This is a genomic window from Paraburkholderia sp. A1RI_3L, from assembly GCF_048957895.1.
Lineage (GTDB): Bacteria > Pseudomonadota > Gammaproteobacteria > Burkholderiales > Burkholderiaceae > Paraburkholderia > Paraburkholderia kururiensis.
The window spans coordinates 585273-601683 of the sequence record NZ_JARCHA010000001.1; the positions used below are offsets into that span (position 1 = coordinate 585273).

Here is a 16411-nt window from a genome sequence, read left to right on the forward strand (position 1 = left end):
AACGCCTCGATTTATGGCTTTCTACTATCCGCCCAAGGCTGTCGGTCCGCGTGGGGCGCCGGGCCGCAACGTCAGGGGAGATTCCGATGAAAGCAGAGTCGAAGGGCCAGCATGTAGGGCAAGTCACGCATCATGAATTGAAGCAGACGCTGGGCACGTGGCAGCTGTGGGGCATCGCGGTGGGGCTCGTCATTTCCGGCGAGTATTTCGGCTGGAGCTATGGCTGGGCGAGCGCCGGCACACTGGGTTTCGTCGTAACGGCGATCTTCATCGCCGCGATGTACACCACCTTCATTTTCAGCTTTACGGAACTCACCACGTCGATTCCGCACGCGGGCGGCCCGTTCGCCTATGCACGGCACGCGTTCGGTCCGGTGGGCGGCTACATCGCGGGGGCCGCGACACTTGTGGAGTTTGTGTTCGCACCGCCTGCCATTGCGCTCGCCATTGGCGCGTATCTGCACGTGCAGTTTCCCGGCCTTGAACCGAAACACGCGGCCATGGGCGCGTACCTTGTCTTCATGGCGCTCAACATCGTAGGCGTGCAGATAGCTGCCGCCTTCGAGCTTTTCGTCACGCTGCTCGCCATCTTCGAACTGTTCGTGTTCATGGGCGTGGTCTCGCCCGGCTTCGAATGGTCGAACTTCACGAAGGGCGGCTGGGCCGGCGCCGATCACTTCAGCATGGGCGCGTTTCACGGCATGTTCGCAGCCATCCCGTTTGCGATCTGGTTCTTCCTCGCCATTGAAGGCGTGGCCATGGCCGCCGAAGAAGCGAAGAACCCGAAGCGTTCCATTCCGATTGCGTACGTCACCGGCATTCTGACGCTCGTTGCGCTCGCGATCGGCGTGATGGTGTTCGCCGGCGGCGCGGGCGACTGGACCAAGCTCTCCAACATCAACGACCCGCTGCCGCAAGCGATGAAGTACATCGTCGGCGAGCACAGCGGCTGGATGCACATGCTCGTGTGGCTCGGCCTGTTCGGGCTCGTCGCGTCGTTTCACGGCATCATCCTCGGCTACTCGCGGCAGATTTTCGCGCTGGCTCGCGCCGGCTATCTGCCCGAGTGGCTCGCCAAGGTGCATCCGCGCTTCAAGACTCCGCATCGTGCGATTCTGGCGGGCGGCGTGATCGGCATTGCAGCCATCTATAGCGACGAGCTGATCCAGTTCGCCGGCCAGACGCTTACGGCGAATATCGTGACGATGTCGGTGTTTGGCGCTATCGTCATGTACATCGTGAGCATGCTGGCGCTCTTCAAGCTGCGCCGTACGGACCCGAATATGGAGCGCCCGTTCCGCGCGCCGCTGTTCCCGTTCTTCCCGGCGTTCGCGCTCGTTGCCGCCGTGATTTCGCTCGCGACGATGGTGTACTTCAATCTCGAAGTCGCGTTCGTATTCGCGGTGTTCATGGCGCTCGGCTACGTGTATTTCCTTGCCACGCGCAGCCAGCGCGAGACGGCACCGGCCGACGCGCTGCTCGAAGAGTAAGCGACCCGCAAGACGCGCGGCGCCGCACACGGCCTATTTGCCCGTGTGCGGCGCTCGCACGATGGAGCAAAGACGATGAGCTATACGGAGACAATCGGCGCACGTACCTATCGCTTCGCCGACCTGAAGACGCTGCTCGCGAAGGCGAGCCCCTTGCGTTCCGGCGACCAGCTCGCGGGCGTGGCCGCGGCAAGCGAAGAGGAACGCGTGGCCGCGAAGATGGCGTTGGCCCAGGTGCCGCTGCGCACGTTCCTGAACGAAGCCGTGATTCCGTACGAACAGGACGAGATCACACGCCTCATCATGGACGGTCATTCCGAAGCAGCATTTGCCGAGATCGCGCACCTTACCGTGGGCGACTTTCGCAACTGGCTGCTCTCAGGCACGACGGATTCCGACGCGCTACTGCGTATTACCGACGGCCTCACGCCGGAGATGGTCGCAGCCGTTTCGAAGCTCATGCGCAACCAGGATCTCGTTACCGTGGCGCGCAAGCGTCCGGTGATTACGCGCTTTCGCAATACGATCGGCTTGCCGGGCCGCATGTCGGTGCGCCTGCAGCCCAACCATCCCACCGACGACGTCAAAGGCATTGCCGCCTCGATGCTCGACGGCCTCATGTACGGCTGCGGCGACGCGGTGATCGGCATTAATCCCGCTACGGACAGCCTCGCCGCCATCACGACGCTGCTCGTCATGATGGACGAGTTCCGCCAGCGCTATAACGTGCCCACGCAGACTTGCGTGCTGACGCACGTCACCAACTCCATCGCGGCCATCGAAAAGGGCGCGCCTGTCGATCTCGTGTTCCAGTCCATTGCCGGCACCGAGAAGGCCAACGCGAGCTTCGGCATTTCGCTCGCGCTGCTGGCCGAGGCGCACGAGGCGGCGCTTTCGCTCAAGCGCGGCACGGTGGGCGACGACGTGATGTATTTCGAAACCGGGCAGGGCAGCGCGCTTTCGGCGAACGCGCATTCCGGCGTGGACCAGCAGACCTGCGAAGTGCGCGCCTATGCTGTGGCGCGCCGCTTCCGGCCGCTGCTTGCCAACACGGTGGTGGGCTTCATCGGGCCGGAGTATCTGTACGACGGCAAGCAGATCATTCGCGCGGGGCTCGAAGACCATTTCTGCGGCAAGCTGCTGGGCGTGCCGATGGGCTGCGACATCTGCTACACGAACCACGCCGAAGCGGACCAGGACGACATGGACAACCTGCTCACACTGCTCGGCGTGGCGGGCATCAACTTCATCATGGGCATTCCCGGCGCGGACGACGTCATGCTCAACTATCAGAGCACCTCGTTTCACGACGCGCTCTACGTGCGCGAGGTGCTGGGCCTGCGCCGTGCGCCCGAGTTCGAGGAATGGCTGGAGTCCATGCAGATCATCGACGCGCGCGGCGCGCTGCTGCCCGTGTCGCCGCGCCAGCCGCTGCTGGAGGGCGCGAGCGAATGGATGGGCGTGGCATGAGCGACTTTCTTGAAAAGAACCCGTGGCAGGCGCTGCGCCGCTTTACGCAGGCGCGCATCGCGTTGGGCCGCGCGGGCAACAGCCTGCCTACGCAGCCGCTGCTCGCCTTCAATCTCTCGCACGCGCAGGCACGCGACGCCGTGCATCAGCCGTTCGATGCCGGCCCTTTGCACGATGCGCTGCGCGCGCGCGGCATTATCTCGCTCGACGTGCACAGTGCCGCGCCTGACCGCGAACACTATCTGCGCCGTCCGGACCTGGGCCGGCGGCTCTCGGACGAAAGCCGCGAAACGCTGCGCACTGCGGCAATGGAGGGCGCGCCCGACGTCGTATTCGTGATCGCCGACGGGCTCTCCGCGTTCGCCGCATCAAAGCAGGCGATGCCGCTTTTCCTCGAAGTACAGGCGAAGCTCGCGGATTGGAAGATCGGGCCGGTGATCGTAGCGCGGCAGTCGCGCGTGGCACTGGGCGACGAAATTGGTGAACTGCTGGGCGCGAAGCTCGTGGTGATGCTGATTGGCGAGCGGCCAGGTTTGAGTTCGCCGGATAGCCTGGGTGTCTATCTCACCTACGAACCGAAGGTGGGCCGTACCGACGCCGAACGCAACTGCATTTCCAACGTGCGCCCCGAAGGCTTGAGCTACGCGGCCGCCGCGCACAAGCTCCACTATCTGCTCACGCACGCTCGCAGACTGGGCCTGACCGGCGTCGGACTCAAGGACGATAGCGACGCGCTGCTTTCTTCAGCAGCACCGGCAGCGGCAGTGGAAGCACCTGGCGGTCAGCCGTAAGCAACTGACTGGCTTGCGACGCGTAGCGCTTGAAACGGCGGACACCGCCGCTTAAGCGCTACGCGTCGGCCCGCTCCACGGGATGCACAGCGAGCCAGTCGTTTTCGGCGTCGTCGAAGAGCCGCGAGCGCGTGAGAAAGCGCAGGCCCGTGGGACGTTCGAGCGAGAACATGCCGCCATTGCCCGGCACCACGTCGATGATCAATTGCGTGTGCTGCCAGTATTCGAACTGCGATTCGCTCATGTAGAACGGCACGCCCGCAATGGCGCCGAGCTTCACGTCGGATGCGCCCACGCGAAATTCGGCGGCGGGAAAGCACATCGGCGCGCTGCCGTCGCAGCATCCGCCCGACTGATGGAAGATCACGTTGCCGTGCTCGGCCTTGAGCTTGTCGATCAGCGCTACGGCGGCCGGCGTGGCAATTACGCGAGAGACGTCTTCAACAGACATCGTGGTGCTCCGTGATGGTGGTGCGCGACGACCGCGCCGCCAGCGCGCGAACGCCCACGCGGATAGCTGCGTGCGGTGCGCCGGCGAGCCGATGCCGCCGCGCGGAAAGCTGCGCAGTTGCGCATACTCATGCGAGCCTCCCTGTAGAAGAAAACGTGGGGGCGGCGTGCGTTTCTTCCGCCCGCCGCCCGTCTTTCACCAACGCATCAAGCCACCGCTCAGAAGAACCCCAGCGGCTGCTCGCTGTAGCTCACCAGCAGGTTCTTGGTCTGCTGGTAGTGGTCGAGCATCATCTTGTGCGTTTCACGGCCGATACCCGACTGCTTGTAGCCGCCGAACGCCGCATGCGCCGGATACGCGTGATAGCAGTTCGTCCACACGCGGCCCGCCTGGATTGCGCGGCCGAAGCGGTACGCGCGCGTGCCGTCGCGGGTCCACACGCCGGCGCCCAGGCCGTACAGCGTGTCGTTGGCGATCTCCAGCGCTTCCTCTTCGGTCTTGAACGTCGTGACCGACACCACCGGCCCGAAGATCTCTTCCTGGAAGATGCGCATGCGGTTGTGGCCGCGGAACACCGTGGGCTTCACGTAGTAGCCCTTCGAGAGTTCGCCCGCGAGCACGTTGCGCTCGCCGCCCGTGAGGCACTGCGCGCCTTCCTGGTGGCCCAGGTCGATGTACGAGAGGATCTTTTCCAGCTGCTCCTGCGAGGCCTGCGCGCCGATCATCGTCTTCGGGTCCAGCGGGTGGCCCTGCTGCACGGCGGCCACGCGCTTGAGCGCACGTTCCATGAAGCGGTCGTAGATCTTCTCGTCGATCAGCACGCGCGAGGGGCACGTGCAGACCTCGCCCTGGTTCAGCGCGAACATCGCGAAGCCCTCCAGTGCCTTGTCGAAGTAGCCGTCGTCGCGGTCCATCACGTCGGCGAAGAAGATGTTCGGGCTCTTGCCGCCCAGCTCCAGCGTCACCGGAATGATGTTCTCGCTCGCGTACTGCATGATGAGTCGGCCCGTGGTGGTCTCGCCCGTGAAGGCGACCTTCGCGATGCGCTTGCTGGTGGCGAGCGGCTTGCCCGCCTCCAGACCGAAGCCGTTCACGACGTTGAGCGTGCCTTTGGGCAGGATGTCCTGGATCAGCTCCATGAGGACCAGGATGGAAGCGGGCGTCTGCTCGGCGGGCTTGAGCACGATGCAGTTGCCGGCGGCGAGCGCCGGGGCGATCTTCCAGGCGGCCATCAGGATCGGGAAGTTCCACGGAATGATCTGGCCGACCACGCCGAGGGGCTCGTGGAAGTGATAGGCGACGGTGTCGTGATCGACCTCGCACACGGAGCCTTCCTGGGCGCGGATGCAGCCGGCGAAGTAGCGGAAGTGGTCGATGGCGAGCGGGATGTCGGCGGCCAGGGTTTCGCGCAGGGGCTTGCCGTTGTCGATGGTCTCGGCCACGGCGAGGCGCTGCAGGTTGGCTTCCATGCGGTCGGCGATGCGGTTCAGCACGCTCGCGCGCTCGGCGGGCGAGGCCTTGCCCCAGGCGTCCTTGGCGCGATGCGCGGCGTCGAGCGCGAGTTCGACGTCTTCGGCGCGCGAGCGCGGAATCGAGGTGAACGGCTCGCCGGTGATGGGCGAGACGTTATCGAAATACTCGCCGCCGACAGGCTTCACCCATTCGCCGCCGATGAAGTTTCCGTACTGCTTTTTGTAGGGGTATTCGGTGGTCAGGAACTGCATTTCCGCGTGGTTCATCAGTCGCTCCTCACATGTGTCTGCATGGGTCTGCATTGTTGGTCCGGCGCTGCGGCGCGCCTGCCGGGCGCTCGTTACGCCAGAAGCGTGCCAATGCAGAGGCGGCATGACGCATCGCGGTGCGCGGCGCACTGCGGCGATGCATGCGCGGGCCGAGACTGCTTTGCGGCATGGCATGACGTTGTTGTCTCGTTGTTCTCTCACTGTTTCGTGCTGTTTCATGTAGCGCGCCATTTCTGAACAGATTCCGCGGTTCTGTTCACGAATGGAGCAACCTCGCCGCGACACCCTGCCGCAGGGCGGCGAGCCCCATCGGCATGGGACTTGCGTGATGGAGTCGTCATGAATGCCTCTTTTGCCGGCCCGGTATGAACACCGATTCCCCGTATCCCCACGCCGCTGCGCCCACCGCTCGCGCCGCCACGGACGACGATCTGTGTCTGCGCAACTCGGTCGCGCACGATGCGGACGAGCAGGCGCGCAGTCTGCACGGCTGGGATCAGATCTACGATCAGCTGAGCGCGGGCCGCTTCACGGGCACGCTCACCGAGCTGTTTCTCGACCACATGACGGTGTTTCGCGAAACGACGAGCCACGCGCTGCGCCAGACTTGCGAGGTGCAATCGGACGCGTACTGGTTCGGCATTCCGCTTTGCCGCGAGGGCAATGGGCGCATCGACGCCCAGCTGATCGGCGACGACGCCCTCGCGTTCCGGCCCGGCGGCGTCGAGTTCGAACTCGTCACGCCGGCCGGCTACGAGTTTTTCGGCGTGGTGGTGCAGGGCGACGTGCTGCGGCGCTATGCGGCCGAGGTCGAGCACCTCGGGCTCACGAACCAGGTGCCGCACACCGAGGTGGTCTCCATCGGCGCGGCGCGCAAGCTGCGCCTGTGCACGTCGCTGCGCCAGATGCTGGACGACGGCGCACAGGCCGGCGTGCCGCTTTCGGGCTTCGCGCGCAGCAACCTGCAATCGTCGGTGCTGGCGGCGCTGTTCGACCTCTGCTCGGCCGACCACGCGCAGCCGCTTGCGGCAACTACGCCGCAACGGCGCCAGGCAATCGTGGCAGCGGCGCGCGCCCACGTGCTCGAGCACCGCGACCGGCCGGTGGGCGTGCCGGAACTCTGCGAACGGCTGCACGTGAGCCGCCGCACGTTGCAGTACTGCTTTCAGGACGTGCTCGGCATGGCACCCGTCACCTATCTGCGCGCCATTCGCTTGAACGGCGCGCGGCGCGACCTGTGCAACGCGGCGCGCGAAGGCCGCGCCGCGCAAGACGCCTGCTCGGTGCAGGACGTGGCCGCAGCGTGGGGCTTCTGGCACCTGAGTCAGTTCGCCACGGACTACCGGCGGCTCTTCGGCGTGCGTCCGTCGGAGACGCTCAAGGGCATGACCGGCATGCCGACGCCGGCCTTTGCGCACTAGGGCCTGCTCCCATCAGGAAACAGGCTTGCGCTGGCCACACTCGCCGTTTTCTCCCTTGTCCGCCCACATGCGGTAGTCTTGGCAGCCCTACCGCCAGGAGAACCCAGCATGTCCAGCCAGTTTGTCTGCCGAAACCAGTCCTGCGGCCAGCCGTGGGAGCTGTCCGATGTCGTCATCAAGAACGAAGGGCAAGGCCTGCTATTCCGCTGCCCGTTGTGCGGCGCACGCAATTACGTGGAGCGCTTCGAGGACGACGAGGGCAACGTTCTGTATGAACAGATCGAAGGGCGGCCGTTGCAGTGAATGCGACGCGGCGCCTCTGTGAGCGCCGCCGCCATGATGTAAATGCATGGCCCGCATGACGAAGTTTCGATTGTGGGCGCAGGGTGGATCGGGCTTAATCGCTACCATCGGATCGAGGCGCCGCCTGCCGCGCAGGCCGGCCGCAGATCCTGTCAGATGGAGAAAGCCCCATGCAGAGCGCCTTGCAGATTCGCTCGAAACTGCCCGACGTCGGTACCACGATCTTCACGGTGATTGGTCAGCTCGCCGCGCAACACGACGCGCTGAACCTCTCGCAGGGCGCACCCAATTTCGATCCGGATGCAAGGCTGGTTGACGGCGTGACGCGCGCCATGCGCGAGGGCCACAACCAGTACGCGCCGATGGCGGGCGTCGGCGCGCTGCGCGACGCGCTTGCAGAGAAGGTCGAGCAGCTTTACGGCACGCGCTACGACCCGGCTACCGAGGTCACGGTGATCGCGAGCGCAAGCGAAGGCCTGTATTCGGCCATCAGCGCGCTCGTGCATCCGGGCGACGAGGTGATCTACTTCGAACCCTCGTTCGACAGCTACGCGCCCATCGTGCGGCTGCAGGGCGCCACGCCCGTCGCCATCAAGCTTTCTACCGACCACTTCCGCGTGGACTGGGACGAGGTGGCCGCGAAGATCACGCCGAAGACGCGCATGATCATCGTGAATACGCCGCACAACCCCACGGCCACGGTATTCAGCGACGCCGACATCGAGCGGCTCAAGGCCGTTACGCACAACACCGGCATCGTGGTGCTCGCGGACGAGGTCTACGAGCACGTGATCTTCGACGGCGCTCGCCACCACAGCATGGCGCGCCACCGCGAACTCGCCGAACGCAGCGTGATCGTGTCGTCGTTCGGCAAGTCGTATCACGTCACGGGCTGGCGCGTGGGCTATTGCCTCGCGCCTGCGGCGTTGATGGACGAGATCCGCAAGGTGCACCAGTTCATGGTGTTCTCCGCGGACACGCCGATGCAGTACGCGTTCGTCGAGGCGCTTGCCGACCCGGCGAGCTACCTCGACCTTGCCGCGTTCTATCAACGCAAGCGCGATCTGCTCGCGCACGCGCTGGCCGGATCGCGCTTCGAATTGCTGCCGAGCGAAGGCAGCTTCTTCATGCTCGCGCGCTTTCGCCACTTCTCCGACGAGCGCGACAGCGACTTCGTGCTGCGCCTGATTCGCGATGCACGCGTGGCCACCATTCCGCTGTCGGCGTTTTACACCGATGGCACGGACTCCGGCCTGATCCGCCTGAGCTTTTCGAAAGACGACGCCACGCTGCTGGAAGGCGCGCGGCGGCTGTGCGAAATCTGAGGGAGCGCGGCATGAGCGCCACGCAAGGCACAACGACGGCAGCGGTCGTGCAGATGAGCAGTACGGCCGATGTGGCACACAACCTGGCCGAGGCACGCCGCTGGGTGGAAGAGGCGGCGCGCCGCGGCGCCACGCTGGTCTGCCTGCCCGAATACTTCTGCTGGATCGGCGTAGGCGAAGACGAGCGCGTGAAGCTGGGCGAAACATTCGGCGACGGGCCGATTCAGCGCGCGCTCGCCGATCTTGCGCGCGACACGCAGACGTGGCTCATCGGCGGCACTGTGCCGATTCGTCCCGCGAGCGGCGAGCAACGCGACACGCACGCGTACAACACGTCGCTGCTGTTCGATCCCAGGGGCGCGTGCACGGCGCGCTACGACAAGATTCACCTCTTCAGCTTCAACCAGGGCGCGGAACAGCACGCCGAGGGCGACACGATGGTGGGCGGCGACGCGATCGGCACCGCGCAAGGTCCGTTCGGGATGCTACGCATGTCCGTGTGCTACGACCTGCGCTTTCCCGAACTCTTTCGTGCGAAGCCGGCTGCGGACGTCATCGCTGTGCCCGCGGCGTTCACGCACACCACCGGCCTCGCGCATTGGGAATTGCTGCTGCGAGCGCGTGCCGTGGAGAACGAGGCGTATGTGCTCGCGTCGGGCCAGTGCGGGACCCATCCCAATGGCTGGCGAACTTTTGGTCACAGTATGATCGTCGGGCCCTGGGGCGAGGTGCTGGCGTGCCACGCGGATGGGCCCGGCGTGGCGCTGGCCACGCTGAGCGCCGAGACGCTTAACGCCGTGCGCGCGCGCTTGCCGGTGCTCGAACACCGGCGCATTGCGACGCCTGCGGAAGTGGCACCCACCGCATGATCGGGCAGGTCGGCATGAACGCCGGCAACCACGAGTTTGGAAGCACGAGGTTGGAAAACAGGGCGGCGCGGACACTTCCGCGCATCGCTTATGGACGTCCACAAGCGGCGTCACATCACAGACGAAACAGACGAAAGGGGATCATCCATGAAGTTGCTCGGAAAACTGCTCGTGCTTGCATGCGCGTTCGCCTCGGCATCTGCCTCAGTCAGCGCGTTCGCTGCGGATTCGGTGTTGCGCTTCGGCCTGGAAGCGCAGTACCCGCCGTTCGAATCGAAGGGGCCTAACGGCGAACTACAAGGCTTCGACATCGATATCGGCAACGCGGTGTGCGGTGCGGCGCATCTGACCTGCAAATGGGTGGAAACGTCGTTCGACGGCCTGATTCCCGCGTTGCAGGGCCGCAAGTTCGATGCGATCAACTCGGCCATGAATGCCACGGAAAAGCGCCGCGAAGCCATCGACTTCACCACCGTGATCTACCGCGTGCCGACGCAACTGATCGCGCGTCGCGACAGCGGCCTGCTGCCCACGGCTGAATCGCTGAAAGGCAAGCGCGTGGGCGTGTTGCAGGCATCGATCCAGGAGAGCTACGCGAAGGCCCATTGGGAGAACGCGGGCGTGACGGTGGTGCCGTACCAGGACCAGAACCAGGTGTACGCGGACCTTCAGGCAGGACGCCTCGACGCGACGCTCGTACTCGCGCCGGCAGGGCAGACGGGCTTCCTCTCGCGTCCGGACGGCAAGGACTTCGCGTTCGTCGGCCAGCCCGTGCGCGACGACAAGATTCTGGGCAGCGGCATCGCGTTCGGCATCCGCAAGGGCGACGCGGCGCTGAAGAAGCAACTCGACGCGGCCATCGCCAAAGTGCAGGCCGAGGGCACCGTGAAGACGCTGGCCCGGAAGTACTTCGGCGACATCGACGTATCGGTGAAATAAGCGCGGACAAAGCGCGAACAAAGCGCGAACAAAGCGCGAACAAAGCGGATAAGCCGGCGAAGCGCGCTGCCGGGCCGGGCGCTGGTTGCGGTCCTCGGCCGGCCGGCTAAACGACAAAGCGATGGCGCGGTACGTTGCGTACCGCGCCATCGCTCATTTACTGACCCACGAGCGGATCAGCCCCAGAAGTCCGAGACCTCGATGTTGCGCAGGTCGAACACGAGAATCTCGGCGTCCTTGCCGCCGCTGAACGTGAGCTTGCGTTCGTCGCGGATGCGCACGCCATCTCCTTCGCCCAGCGTCACACCGTTCACCTCGATGCTGCCGCGAGCAACGTGCACGTAGGCGTAGCGCTCAGCGGCAAGCTCCAGTTCCGCGCGTTCGTCGCCGTCGAAGAGACCGGCATAGACGCGCGTGTCCTGACGGATTTGCAGCGACTCGCCGCTCGCTTCCGGCGAGATCACGAGGCGCAGCGTGCCGCGCTTCTCTTCGGGCGTGAACATGCGTTGCTGGTAGCGCGGCGTTTCACCGTTCTTCTGCGTGGCGATCCAGATCTGCAGGAAGTGCACGCGGTCCGTAGCCGACGGGTTGTACTCGCTGTGCGCCACGCCCGTGCCGGCGCTCATCAACTGGATGTCGCCGGGCACGATCACGGAGCCGTTGCCCATCGTGTCCTTGTGTTCGAGCGCGCCTTCCAGCACGTACGAGAAGATTTCCACGTCACGGTGCGGATGCTTGCCGAAGCCGCGGCCCGGCATGACGCGGTCGTCGTTGATCACGAGCAGGTCCGAAAAGCCCATTTGCTTCGGGTCGTAGTAGTTGGCGAACGAAAACGTGTGGCGCGAGCTGAGCCAGCCGTGTTCGGCGCGACCGCGTTCGCTGGCATGTCTGATTTCAAGCATGACGTTCTCCGGTGATCTGTTTCTGGGCCGGCAGCGACGACGTCGTTGTCGGAAGCAGTGACGGCAGTGTAGGTCAATCCATGTGGCTATAATCGCCGTCAAATGTGAATCACTGTCGCGTTGTGGTGGACAAAGCGGCGCGCCGCGCAGCCAACCTTCTCGACACCGAACCGGACGGCACCATGCAACTGGATGACCTGCGAATCTTCGTGGCGACCGTGGAGGCGCGTAACTTCACGGCCGCCGCCAACCGGCTGCAACTCTCCAAGCAGTTCGTGAGCCGTCGCGTGATGGCGCTCGAAGCGAGCCTGGGCGTGCGGCTGCTGGTGCGCAACACGCGCAAGCTCGCGGTCACGGATCTCGGCAACGACTTCTACCAGCGCGCCAAGCGCATCCTCGCGGACGTGGCCGACGCCGAGCAGGCCATGTCGTCGCGTCGTGCCGATCCGCGTGGGCTCCTGCGCATCAGCGCGCCGATGTCTTTCGGCACCGTCCATCTTTCGCCGCTCATCGCGGACTTCATGCGCGCGAACCCGGACGTGCGCGTGGACATGGACCTGAGCGACCGCGTAGTGGACGTGGTGGGCGAGGGCTTCGACATGGCGCTGCGCATCGGCACCCTGGCCGACTCCACGCTGATTGCGCAGAAGCTCGCGGAGGTCAGGATGGTGGCGTGCAGCAGCCCCGGCTATGCGGCGGGGCACCGGCTACCGGCTGAACCTGCGGACCTCGCGCGCCATAGCTGTCTGCTGTATGGGCAGGAGGGACGCTCGGGGTGGGATTTCGTCGTGGATGGCGCGCGGCAGACCTTCGAGGTGCACGGGCCGCTGCGCGCCAACAACGGCGAGGTGATTCGCGATGCAGCGGTGGCGGGGCTCGGCATTGCGCTGCTGCCCGAGTTCATCGTGGCGGGGTCGCTGGGCAGCGGGAAACTGATCGAAGTGCTCGACGGCTTCGTCGCGCCTCCGCTTGCGCTTTACGCGGTGTACCCGCAGCACCGCGAGGGCGCCGTCACGATTCGCGCCTTCACCCAGTTTCTGCGGCAGCGGTTTGCCCGCGGGCTCGGCCTGTGATGCCTGCGATGCGCATTGCATAATTTGTCGTATTTATGCATTTCTTGCGAAGTTTGGTCGCAGCTAATTGCAAATTTCGGTAGATTACAACCTGTTACAAACAGGCTTCTACTATAAAAATGAACCACCGCACCAACGGGTTCAAGCCCACCGGGCTTCGGGGAATGACGGTCACGGTCGCTGAAAAAACGATCGCCGTCCGGTTAGATCAAGCAGATCGAGCAGATCACCATAAGACCGCAGCGGGCCGCGCGTCGTCGCGCGCGCTGCATGCCTCGCGGCCGGCGCACCGCCGCTACCGCGTCCCCAACGTTTCCCTGCCTTTCCAGGCGTTCTAGTTCTTTCACGCGTCCGCGTTTGCCGGCGTGCTTTCGCACGGCCGTGGTGTCGCGCGTCGCGTGTTGACCATTGCTGTTTTCGTGACCATCGAGGAAGAAATAATGAAGCTCTTCAAGACCTGCGGGATCACGCTTGCCGCCGCTGCTGCTGTCGCAGCCGTGGCGCTGGGCGGATGTGCCACCGAGTCGTCGCGCACACTGCCCGTGCCGCCCGTCACGAGTGCGCAGCGGCCCGCCACCGGCAAGCCCGTGGGCATCGCCGTCGGCAAGTTCGATAACCGTTCGAGCTACATGCGCGGCATCTTCTCCGACGGCATCGACCGCCTGGGCGGCCAGGCCAAGACCATCCTCATCACGTCGCTTCAGCAGAGCGGGCGCTTCAACGTGCTCGATCGCGACAACCTCGAGGAGATTCGCCAGGAAGCCGGCTTCATGAAGAAGGGGCAGGCCATCAAGGGCGCCAACTACGTGATCACCGGCGACGTGACCGAGTTCGGCCGCAAGGAAGTGGGTGACCACGAATTCTTCGGCATTCTGGGCCGCGGCAAGAACCAGGTGGCGTACGCGAAGGTGAGCCTCAACGTGGTGAATACCACGACGTCCGAAGTCGTCGCGTCGAGCCAGGGCGCGGGCGAATTCAGCCTGTCGAACCGCGAGGTGATCGGCTTCGGCGGCACCGCGAGCTACGACTCCACGCTCAACGGCAAGGTGCTCGAGCTTGCCATCCAGGAAGCCGTCAATCATCTCGCAGAGCAGGTGGATGCGGGCGCGTTGAAGGCGGCGCAGTAAGGGCAGTAACAGCAGTAAGCGCAGTTAGGCGCGATTCAGCGCGCCGTGGGCGCACCTCGGTGCGTCCCGGAAGAATCAATCACTGACAACAACCACGAAGACGGGGTTACCAATGAAGTACATCGGCACGATACGGGGAATCTGCCTGCCGGCCACGGCTGCTGCTGCGATGCTCCTCACAGGATGCGTCGCGAACAGTCCGCCGCCGCTCTACCAATGGAACGGCTATCAGCCCGCGGTCTACGACTACCTGAAGGGCGGCAAGGCGCCGCAAGCGCAGATCGATTCGCTCGAGAAGTCATTGCAGGAAATTCGCGGTCAGGGCCACACGCCGCCGCCGGGCTTTCACGCGCAACTGGGCATGCTGTACGCGAACGTCGGTAACGACACGCAGGCCATGCAGGAGTTCGAGGCCGAGAAAGAACTCTTTCCGGAGTCCTCGACCTACATGGACTTCCTGATGAAGAAACCGAAACAACCCTGAGCGCGCCACCATGTCCAAGTTCCTCTCTCTCAAACTCTGGTTTGCCTTCTCGACGCTCGCCCTGCTCGCCGCCTGTGCGCAGCCGGTGAAGCACGCGGACTACACCGCGTTCAAGAACAGCCGTCCGCGTTCCATCCTCGTTTTGCCGCCGACCAACGAAACGGCCGACGTGCAGGCGACGAACAGCATGCTCTCGCAGATGACCATGCCGCTCGCCGAAGCCGGCTACTACGTGGTGCCGGTGGCCGTGATGGACGAAACGTTCAAGCAGAACGGCCTTACGACCGCGGCCGACATCCAGGCCACGTCGCCCGCGAAGCTGCGCGAGATCTTCGGCGCCGACGCCGCGTTGTACTGCAAGGTGACGCAGTTCGGCACGGTGTACCGCGTGCTGGACAGTGCCACTGTCGTAACGGCTGGGGCGAAGCTCGTGGACCTCAAGACTGGCGATGTTCTGTGGCAGGGCGCGGCGAGCGCGAGCAGCAACGAGGGCAACAACAATAGCGGCGGCGGCCTGATCGGCATGCTGGTGACCGCTGCAATCAAGCAGATTGCCAACTCGCTCACGGACAAGAGCCACGATATTGCGGGCGTGACGAGTTATCGGCTGCTGCACGCGGGACCGCCGAACGGGCTGCTGTATGGGCCGCGGTCGCCGAAGTACGGGACGGATTAAAGCGGGCGGCTGGGGACGGCAGTGGCGGCGTGGCCGCTGCCGTGCGTCGGCTGTTCTGTTGCTGATGGCTGAGGGCGGGCTGCGCGGGGTACATGCGTTGCCCGCCTTTTGTTTGAACCAACGAGCGATGTCGATGAGGACGTTTAGCGCATTGCGCGACGCGAGCAAGCCGGCGAGCCTTATTGAGCGGTGACGTGCTGCGTAGGCTGTGCGTGCGTGGCGGTGGCTAACGTTGCGCCAGTGAGGCTAGTAGCGGCACGCCGAGGGCAAGACCTTGGAGAAGGGCGGCGGCAGCGGCCGTTGCTGCTGCATATGTGTTTAACCGTCCTTGGAGTTCGAGCGTCTCCAGAAACTCGTATCGCTTGCCGGATGGCGTGATTCCGACCGGCTGGCGTCCGCGAAAGGTGACGTACCTGGTTCCGTCGGCGACAGGTTCGGCATAGTCGGATGGCACGATGGCGTGCGATGCCCGCCACCACAAGCCTGCTGCGGTCAGCGCGGCGATAGCCGAAAGGATGTTGAGGGTTGCTGCCAGGTTTTCCATGCGGCCCTTCTGCAATCGGCGCGGGCGGTAGCGCTTTCAGATTCGAGGTGTTTTGCGGAGAAAAACAAAAAGGGCTTAGCGAAAACGCTAAGCCCTTTGAATTCCTTGGTGGGGCGTGAGTGACTCGAACACTCGACCTACGGATTAAGAGTCCGCTGCTCTACCAACTGAGCTAACGCCCCAAGAGACTGCGAATTATGCAGGACTTTTTCTGTCTTGCCTAGTCCCTCCCGCTGATTTTCTTAAAAAATTCTGCGACCCGGCCGTTCAGGGGGCGTCTGACGAGGCTCGAGTCTGTCCTCAGGGCGTGAGATACCCCGGGCAGCTATCATGTCGCGACACGACAAAGCACAGCAAAAACAATGGACGACACCGCTATCCGCAGCCTGCTCGACCGCGTGCTCGCCCCCTGGGTGAAGGCGCTTGCGCTCACGCCCGTCTCCGTCGGCGAGGAGGGTGCCACGCTGCGCCTGCCGTTTTCTGGCGAACTGCGCCATGCGGGCGGCGTGATCTGCGGCCAGGTGTTCATGGCGGCCGCCGACACGGCGATGATCGTCGCCATTTCCGCTGCGCTCGGCGAGTTTCGGCCCATGACCACCGTCTCTCTGAACATCAGCTTCATGCGGCCCGTGCGCAAGGGCGACGTGCTCGTGACCGCTCGCGTGCTGAGAATGGGCCGCAACCTCGTGTTCGGCGAAGTCGAACTGTTCGACGAGGACGGCAAGATGGCCGTCCACGCCACCACGACTTACGCGCTGCTCGACTGAGCAGCCGCGGCGTTTTGAGTCCTGCAGGAAGCAGAAA

17 protein-coding genes and 1 tRNA gene are annotated in these 16411 nt (G+C 64.5%); 13 read left to right on the forward strand and 5 right to left on the reverse strand.

Annotation, left to right across the window (positions count from 1 at the left end):
• Window positions 1-86 precede the first annotated feature (86 nt).
• The 3 genes from eat to eutC all read left to right on the forward strand — a co-directional run bounded on the left by eat (window position 87) and on the right by eutC (window position 3751).
• Window positions 87-1490, forward strand: coding sequence for an ethanolamine permease (gene eat, locus PXJ20_RS02830; protein WP_421030134.1), 1404 nt, complete (start codon window positions 87-89; stop codon window positions 1488-1490).
• A 75-nt stretch (window positions 1491-1565) separates the two neighbouring features.
• Window positions 1566-2960, forward strand: a complete 1395-nt coding sequence (locus PXJ20_RS02835; RefSeq protein WP_126878628.1) for an ethanolamine ammonia-lyase subunit EutB — start codon at window positions 1566-1568, stop codon at window positions 2958-2960.
• Complete coding sequence (gene eutC, locus PXJ20_RS02840; RefSeq protein ID WP_421030135.1) at window positions 2957-3751, forward strand: ethanolamine ammonia-lyase subunit EutC; 795 nt, start codon at window positions 2957-2959, stop codon at window positions 3749-3751. The genes PXJ20_RS02835 and eutC overlap by 4 nt, the downstream gene beginning before the upstream one ends.
• Window positions 3752-3809: 58 nt before the next feature.
• On the opposite strand, the gene PXJ20_RS02845 is transcribed toward eutC, so the two are convergent.
• Window positions 3810-4202 carry a DUF779 domain-containing protein gene (locus tag PXJ20_RS02845; RefSeq protein ID WP_277597102.1) on the reverse strand — a complete coding sequence of 131 codons (393 nt, stop codon included), beginning with the start codon at window positions 4200-4202 and terminating at the stop codon, window positions 3810-3812.
• Between the two features lie 218 nt (window positions 4203-4420).
• Window positions 4421-5941, reverse strand: coding sequence for an aldehyde dehydrogenase (adh, locus tag PXJ20_RS02850; protein WP_421030136.1), 1521 nt, complete (start codon window positions 5939-5941; stop codon window positions 4421-4423).
• A gap of 368 nt (window positions 5942-6309) precedes the next feature.
• Here adh and PXJ20_RS02855 point away from each other — a divergent pair, with 368 nt between their 5' ends.
• The 5 genes from PXJ20_RS02855 to PXJ20_RS02875 all read left to right on the forward strand — a co-directional run bounded on the left by PXJ20_RS02855 (window position 6310) and on the right by PXJ20_RS02875 (window position 10801).
• Window positions 6310-7365 carry a helix-turn-helix domain-containing protein gene (locus PXJ20_RS02855; RefSeq protein ID WP_277597103.1) on the forward strand — a complete coding sequence of 352 codons (1056 nt, stop codon included), beginning with the start codon at window positions 6310-6312 and terminating at the stop codon, window positions 7363-7365.
• Between the two features lie 108 nt (window positions 7366-7473).
• Window positions 7474-7668, forward strand: a complete 195-nt coding sequence (locus PXJ20_RS02860) for a hypothetical protein (RefSeq protein ID WP_017772345.1) — start codon at window positions 7474-7476, stop codon at window positions 7666-7668.
• Between the two features lie 170 nt (window positions 7669-7838).
• The gene (locus PXJ20_RS02865; RefSeq protein WP_421030137.1) at window positions 7839-8993 is read left to right on the forward strand and encodes a pyridoxal phosphate-dependent aminotransferase; all 1155 of its coding nucleotides are present in this window, start codon (window positions 7839-7841) and stop codon (window positions 8991-8993) included.
• Window positions 8994-9004: 11 nt separating this feature from the next.
• Window positions 9005-9862: a carbon-nitrogen hydrolase family protein gene (locus PXJ20_RS02870; RefSeq protein ID WP_421030138.1), complete on the forward strand. Its 858-nt coding sequence runs from the start codon at window positions 9005-9007 to the stop codon at window positions 9860-9862.
• A 147-nt stretch (window positions 9863-10009) separates the two neighbouring features.
• Window positions 10010-10801, forward strand: a complete 792-nt coding sequence (locus tag PXJ20_RS02875; RefSeq protein ID WP_017772348.1) for an ABC transporter substrate-binding protein — start codon at window positions 10010-10012, stop codon at window positions 10799-10801.
• A gap of 176 nt (window positions 10802-10977) precedes the next feature.
• Here the strand turns inward: PXJ20_RS02875 and PXJ20_RS02880 are convergent, their stop codons facing one another.
• Complete coding sequence (locus PXJ20_RS02880) at window positions 10978-11703, reverse strand: pirin family protein (RefSeq protein WP_017772349.1); 726 nt, start codon at window positions 11701-11703, stop codon at window positions 10978-10980.
• A 182-nt stretch (window positions 11704-11885) separates the two neighbouring features.
• On the opposite strand from PXJ20_RS02880, the gene PXJ20_RS02885 reads away from it, so the two are divergent.
• The 4 genes from PXJ20_RS02885 (at window position 11886) to PXJ20_RS02900 (ending at window position 15063) form a co-directional block, all read left to right on the forward strand.
• Window positions 11886-12776 carry a LysR family transcriptional regulator gene (locus PXJ20_RS02885; protein WP_413212817.1) on the forward strand — a complete coding sequence of 297 codons (891 nt, stop codon included), beginning with the start codon at window positions 11886-11888 and terminating at the stop codon, window positions 12774-12776.
• 440 nt (window positions 12777-13216) lie between these two features.
• Window positions 13217-13903 (forward strand): CsgG/HfaB family protein, encoded by a 687-nt coding sequence (locus tag PXJ20_RS02890; RefSeq protein WP_026120954.1) that lies wholly within the window; start codon window positions 13217-13219, stop codon window positions 13901-13903.
• A gap of 112 nt (window positions 13904-14015) precedes the next feature.
• Window positions 14016-14387 (forward strand): DUF4810 domain-containing protein, encoded by a 372-nt coding sequence (locus PXJ20_RS02895; RefSeq protein WP_421030139.1) that lies wholly within the window; start codon window positions 14016-14018, stop codon window positions 14385-14387.
• 10 nt (window positions 14388-14397) lie between these two features.
• Window positions 14398-15063 (forward strand): DUF799 domain-containing protein, encoded by a 666-nt coding sequence (locus PXJ20_RS02900; protein WP_017772353.1) that lies wholly within the window; start codon window positions 14398-14400, stop codon window positions 15061-15063.
• A gap of 226 nt (window positions 15064-15289) precedes the next feature.
• Here the strand turns inward: PXJ20_RS02900 and PXJ20_RS02905 are convergent, their stop codons facing one another.
• Both PXJ20_RS02905 and PXJ20_RS02910 read right to left on the reverse strand, forming a co-directional pair.
• Window positions 15290-15607, reverse strand: coding sequence for a hypothetical protein (locus tag PXJ20_RS02905; protein ID WP_421030140.1), 318 nt, complete (start codon window positions 15605-15607; stop codon window positions 15290-15292).
• Between the two features lie 106 nt (window positions 15608-15713).
• Window positions 15714-15789: transfer RNA gene (locus tag PXJ20_RS02910), tRNA-Lys, on the reverse strand.
• A gap of 180 nt (window positions 15790-15969) precedes the next feature.
• Here PXJ20_RS02910 and PXJ20_RS02915 point away from each other — a divergent pair.
• The gene (locus PXJ20_RS02915) at window positions 15970-16374 is read left to right on the forward strand and encodes a PaaI family thioesterase (RefSeq protein ID WP_017772355.1); all 405 of its coding nucleotides are present in this window, start codon (window positions 15970-15972) and stop codon (window positions 16372-16374) included.
• The last annotated feature ends 37 nt before the right edge of the window (window positions 16375-16411 follow it).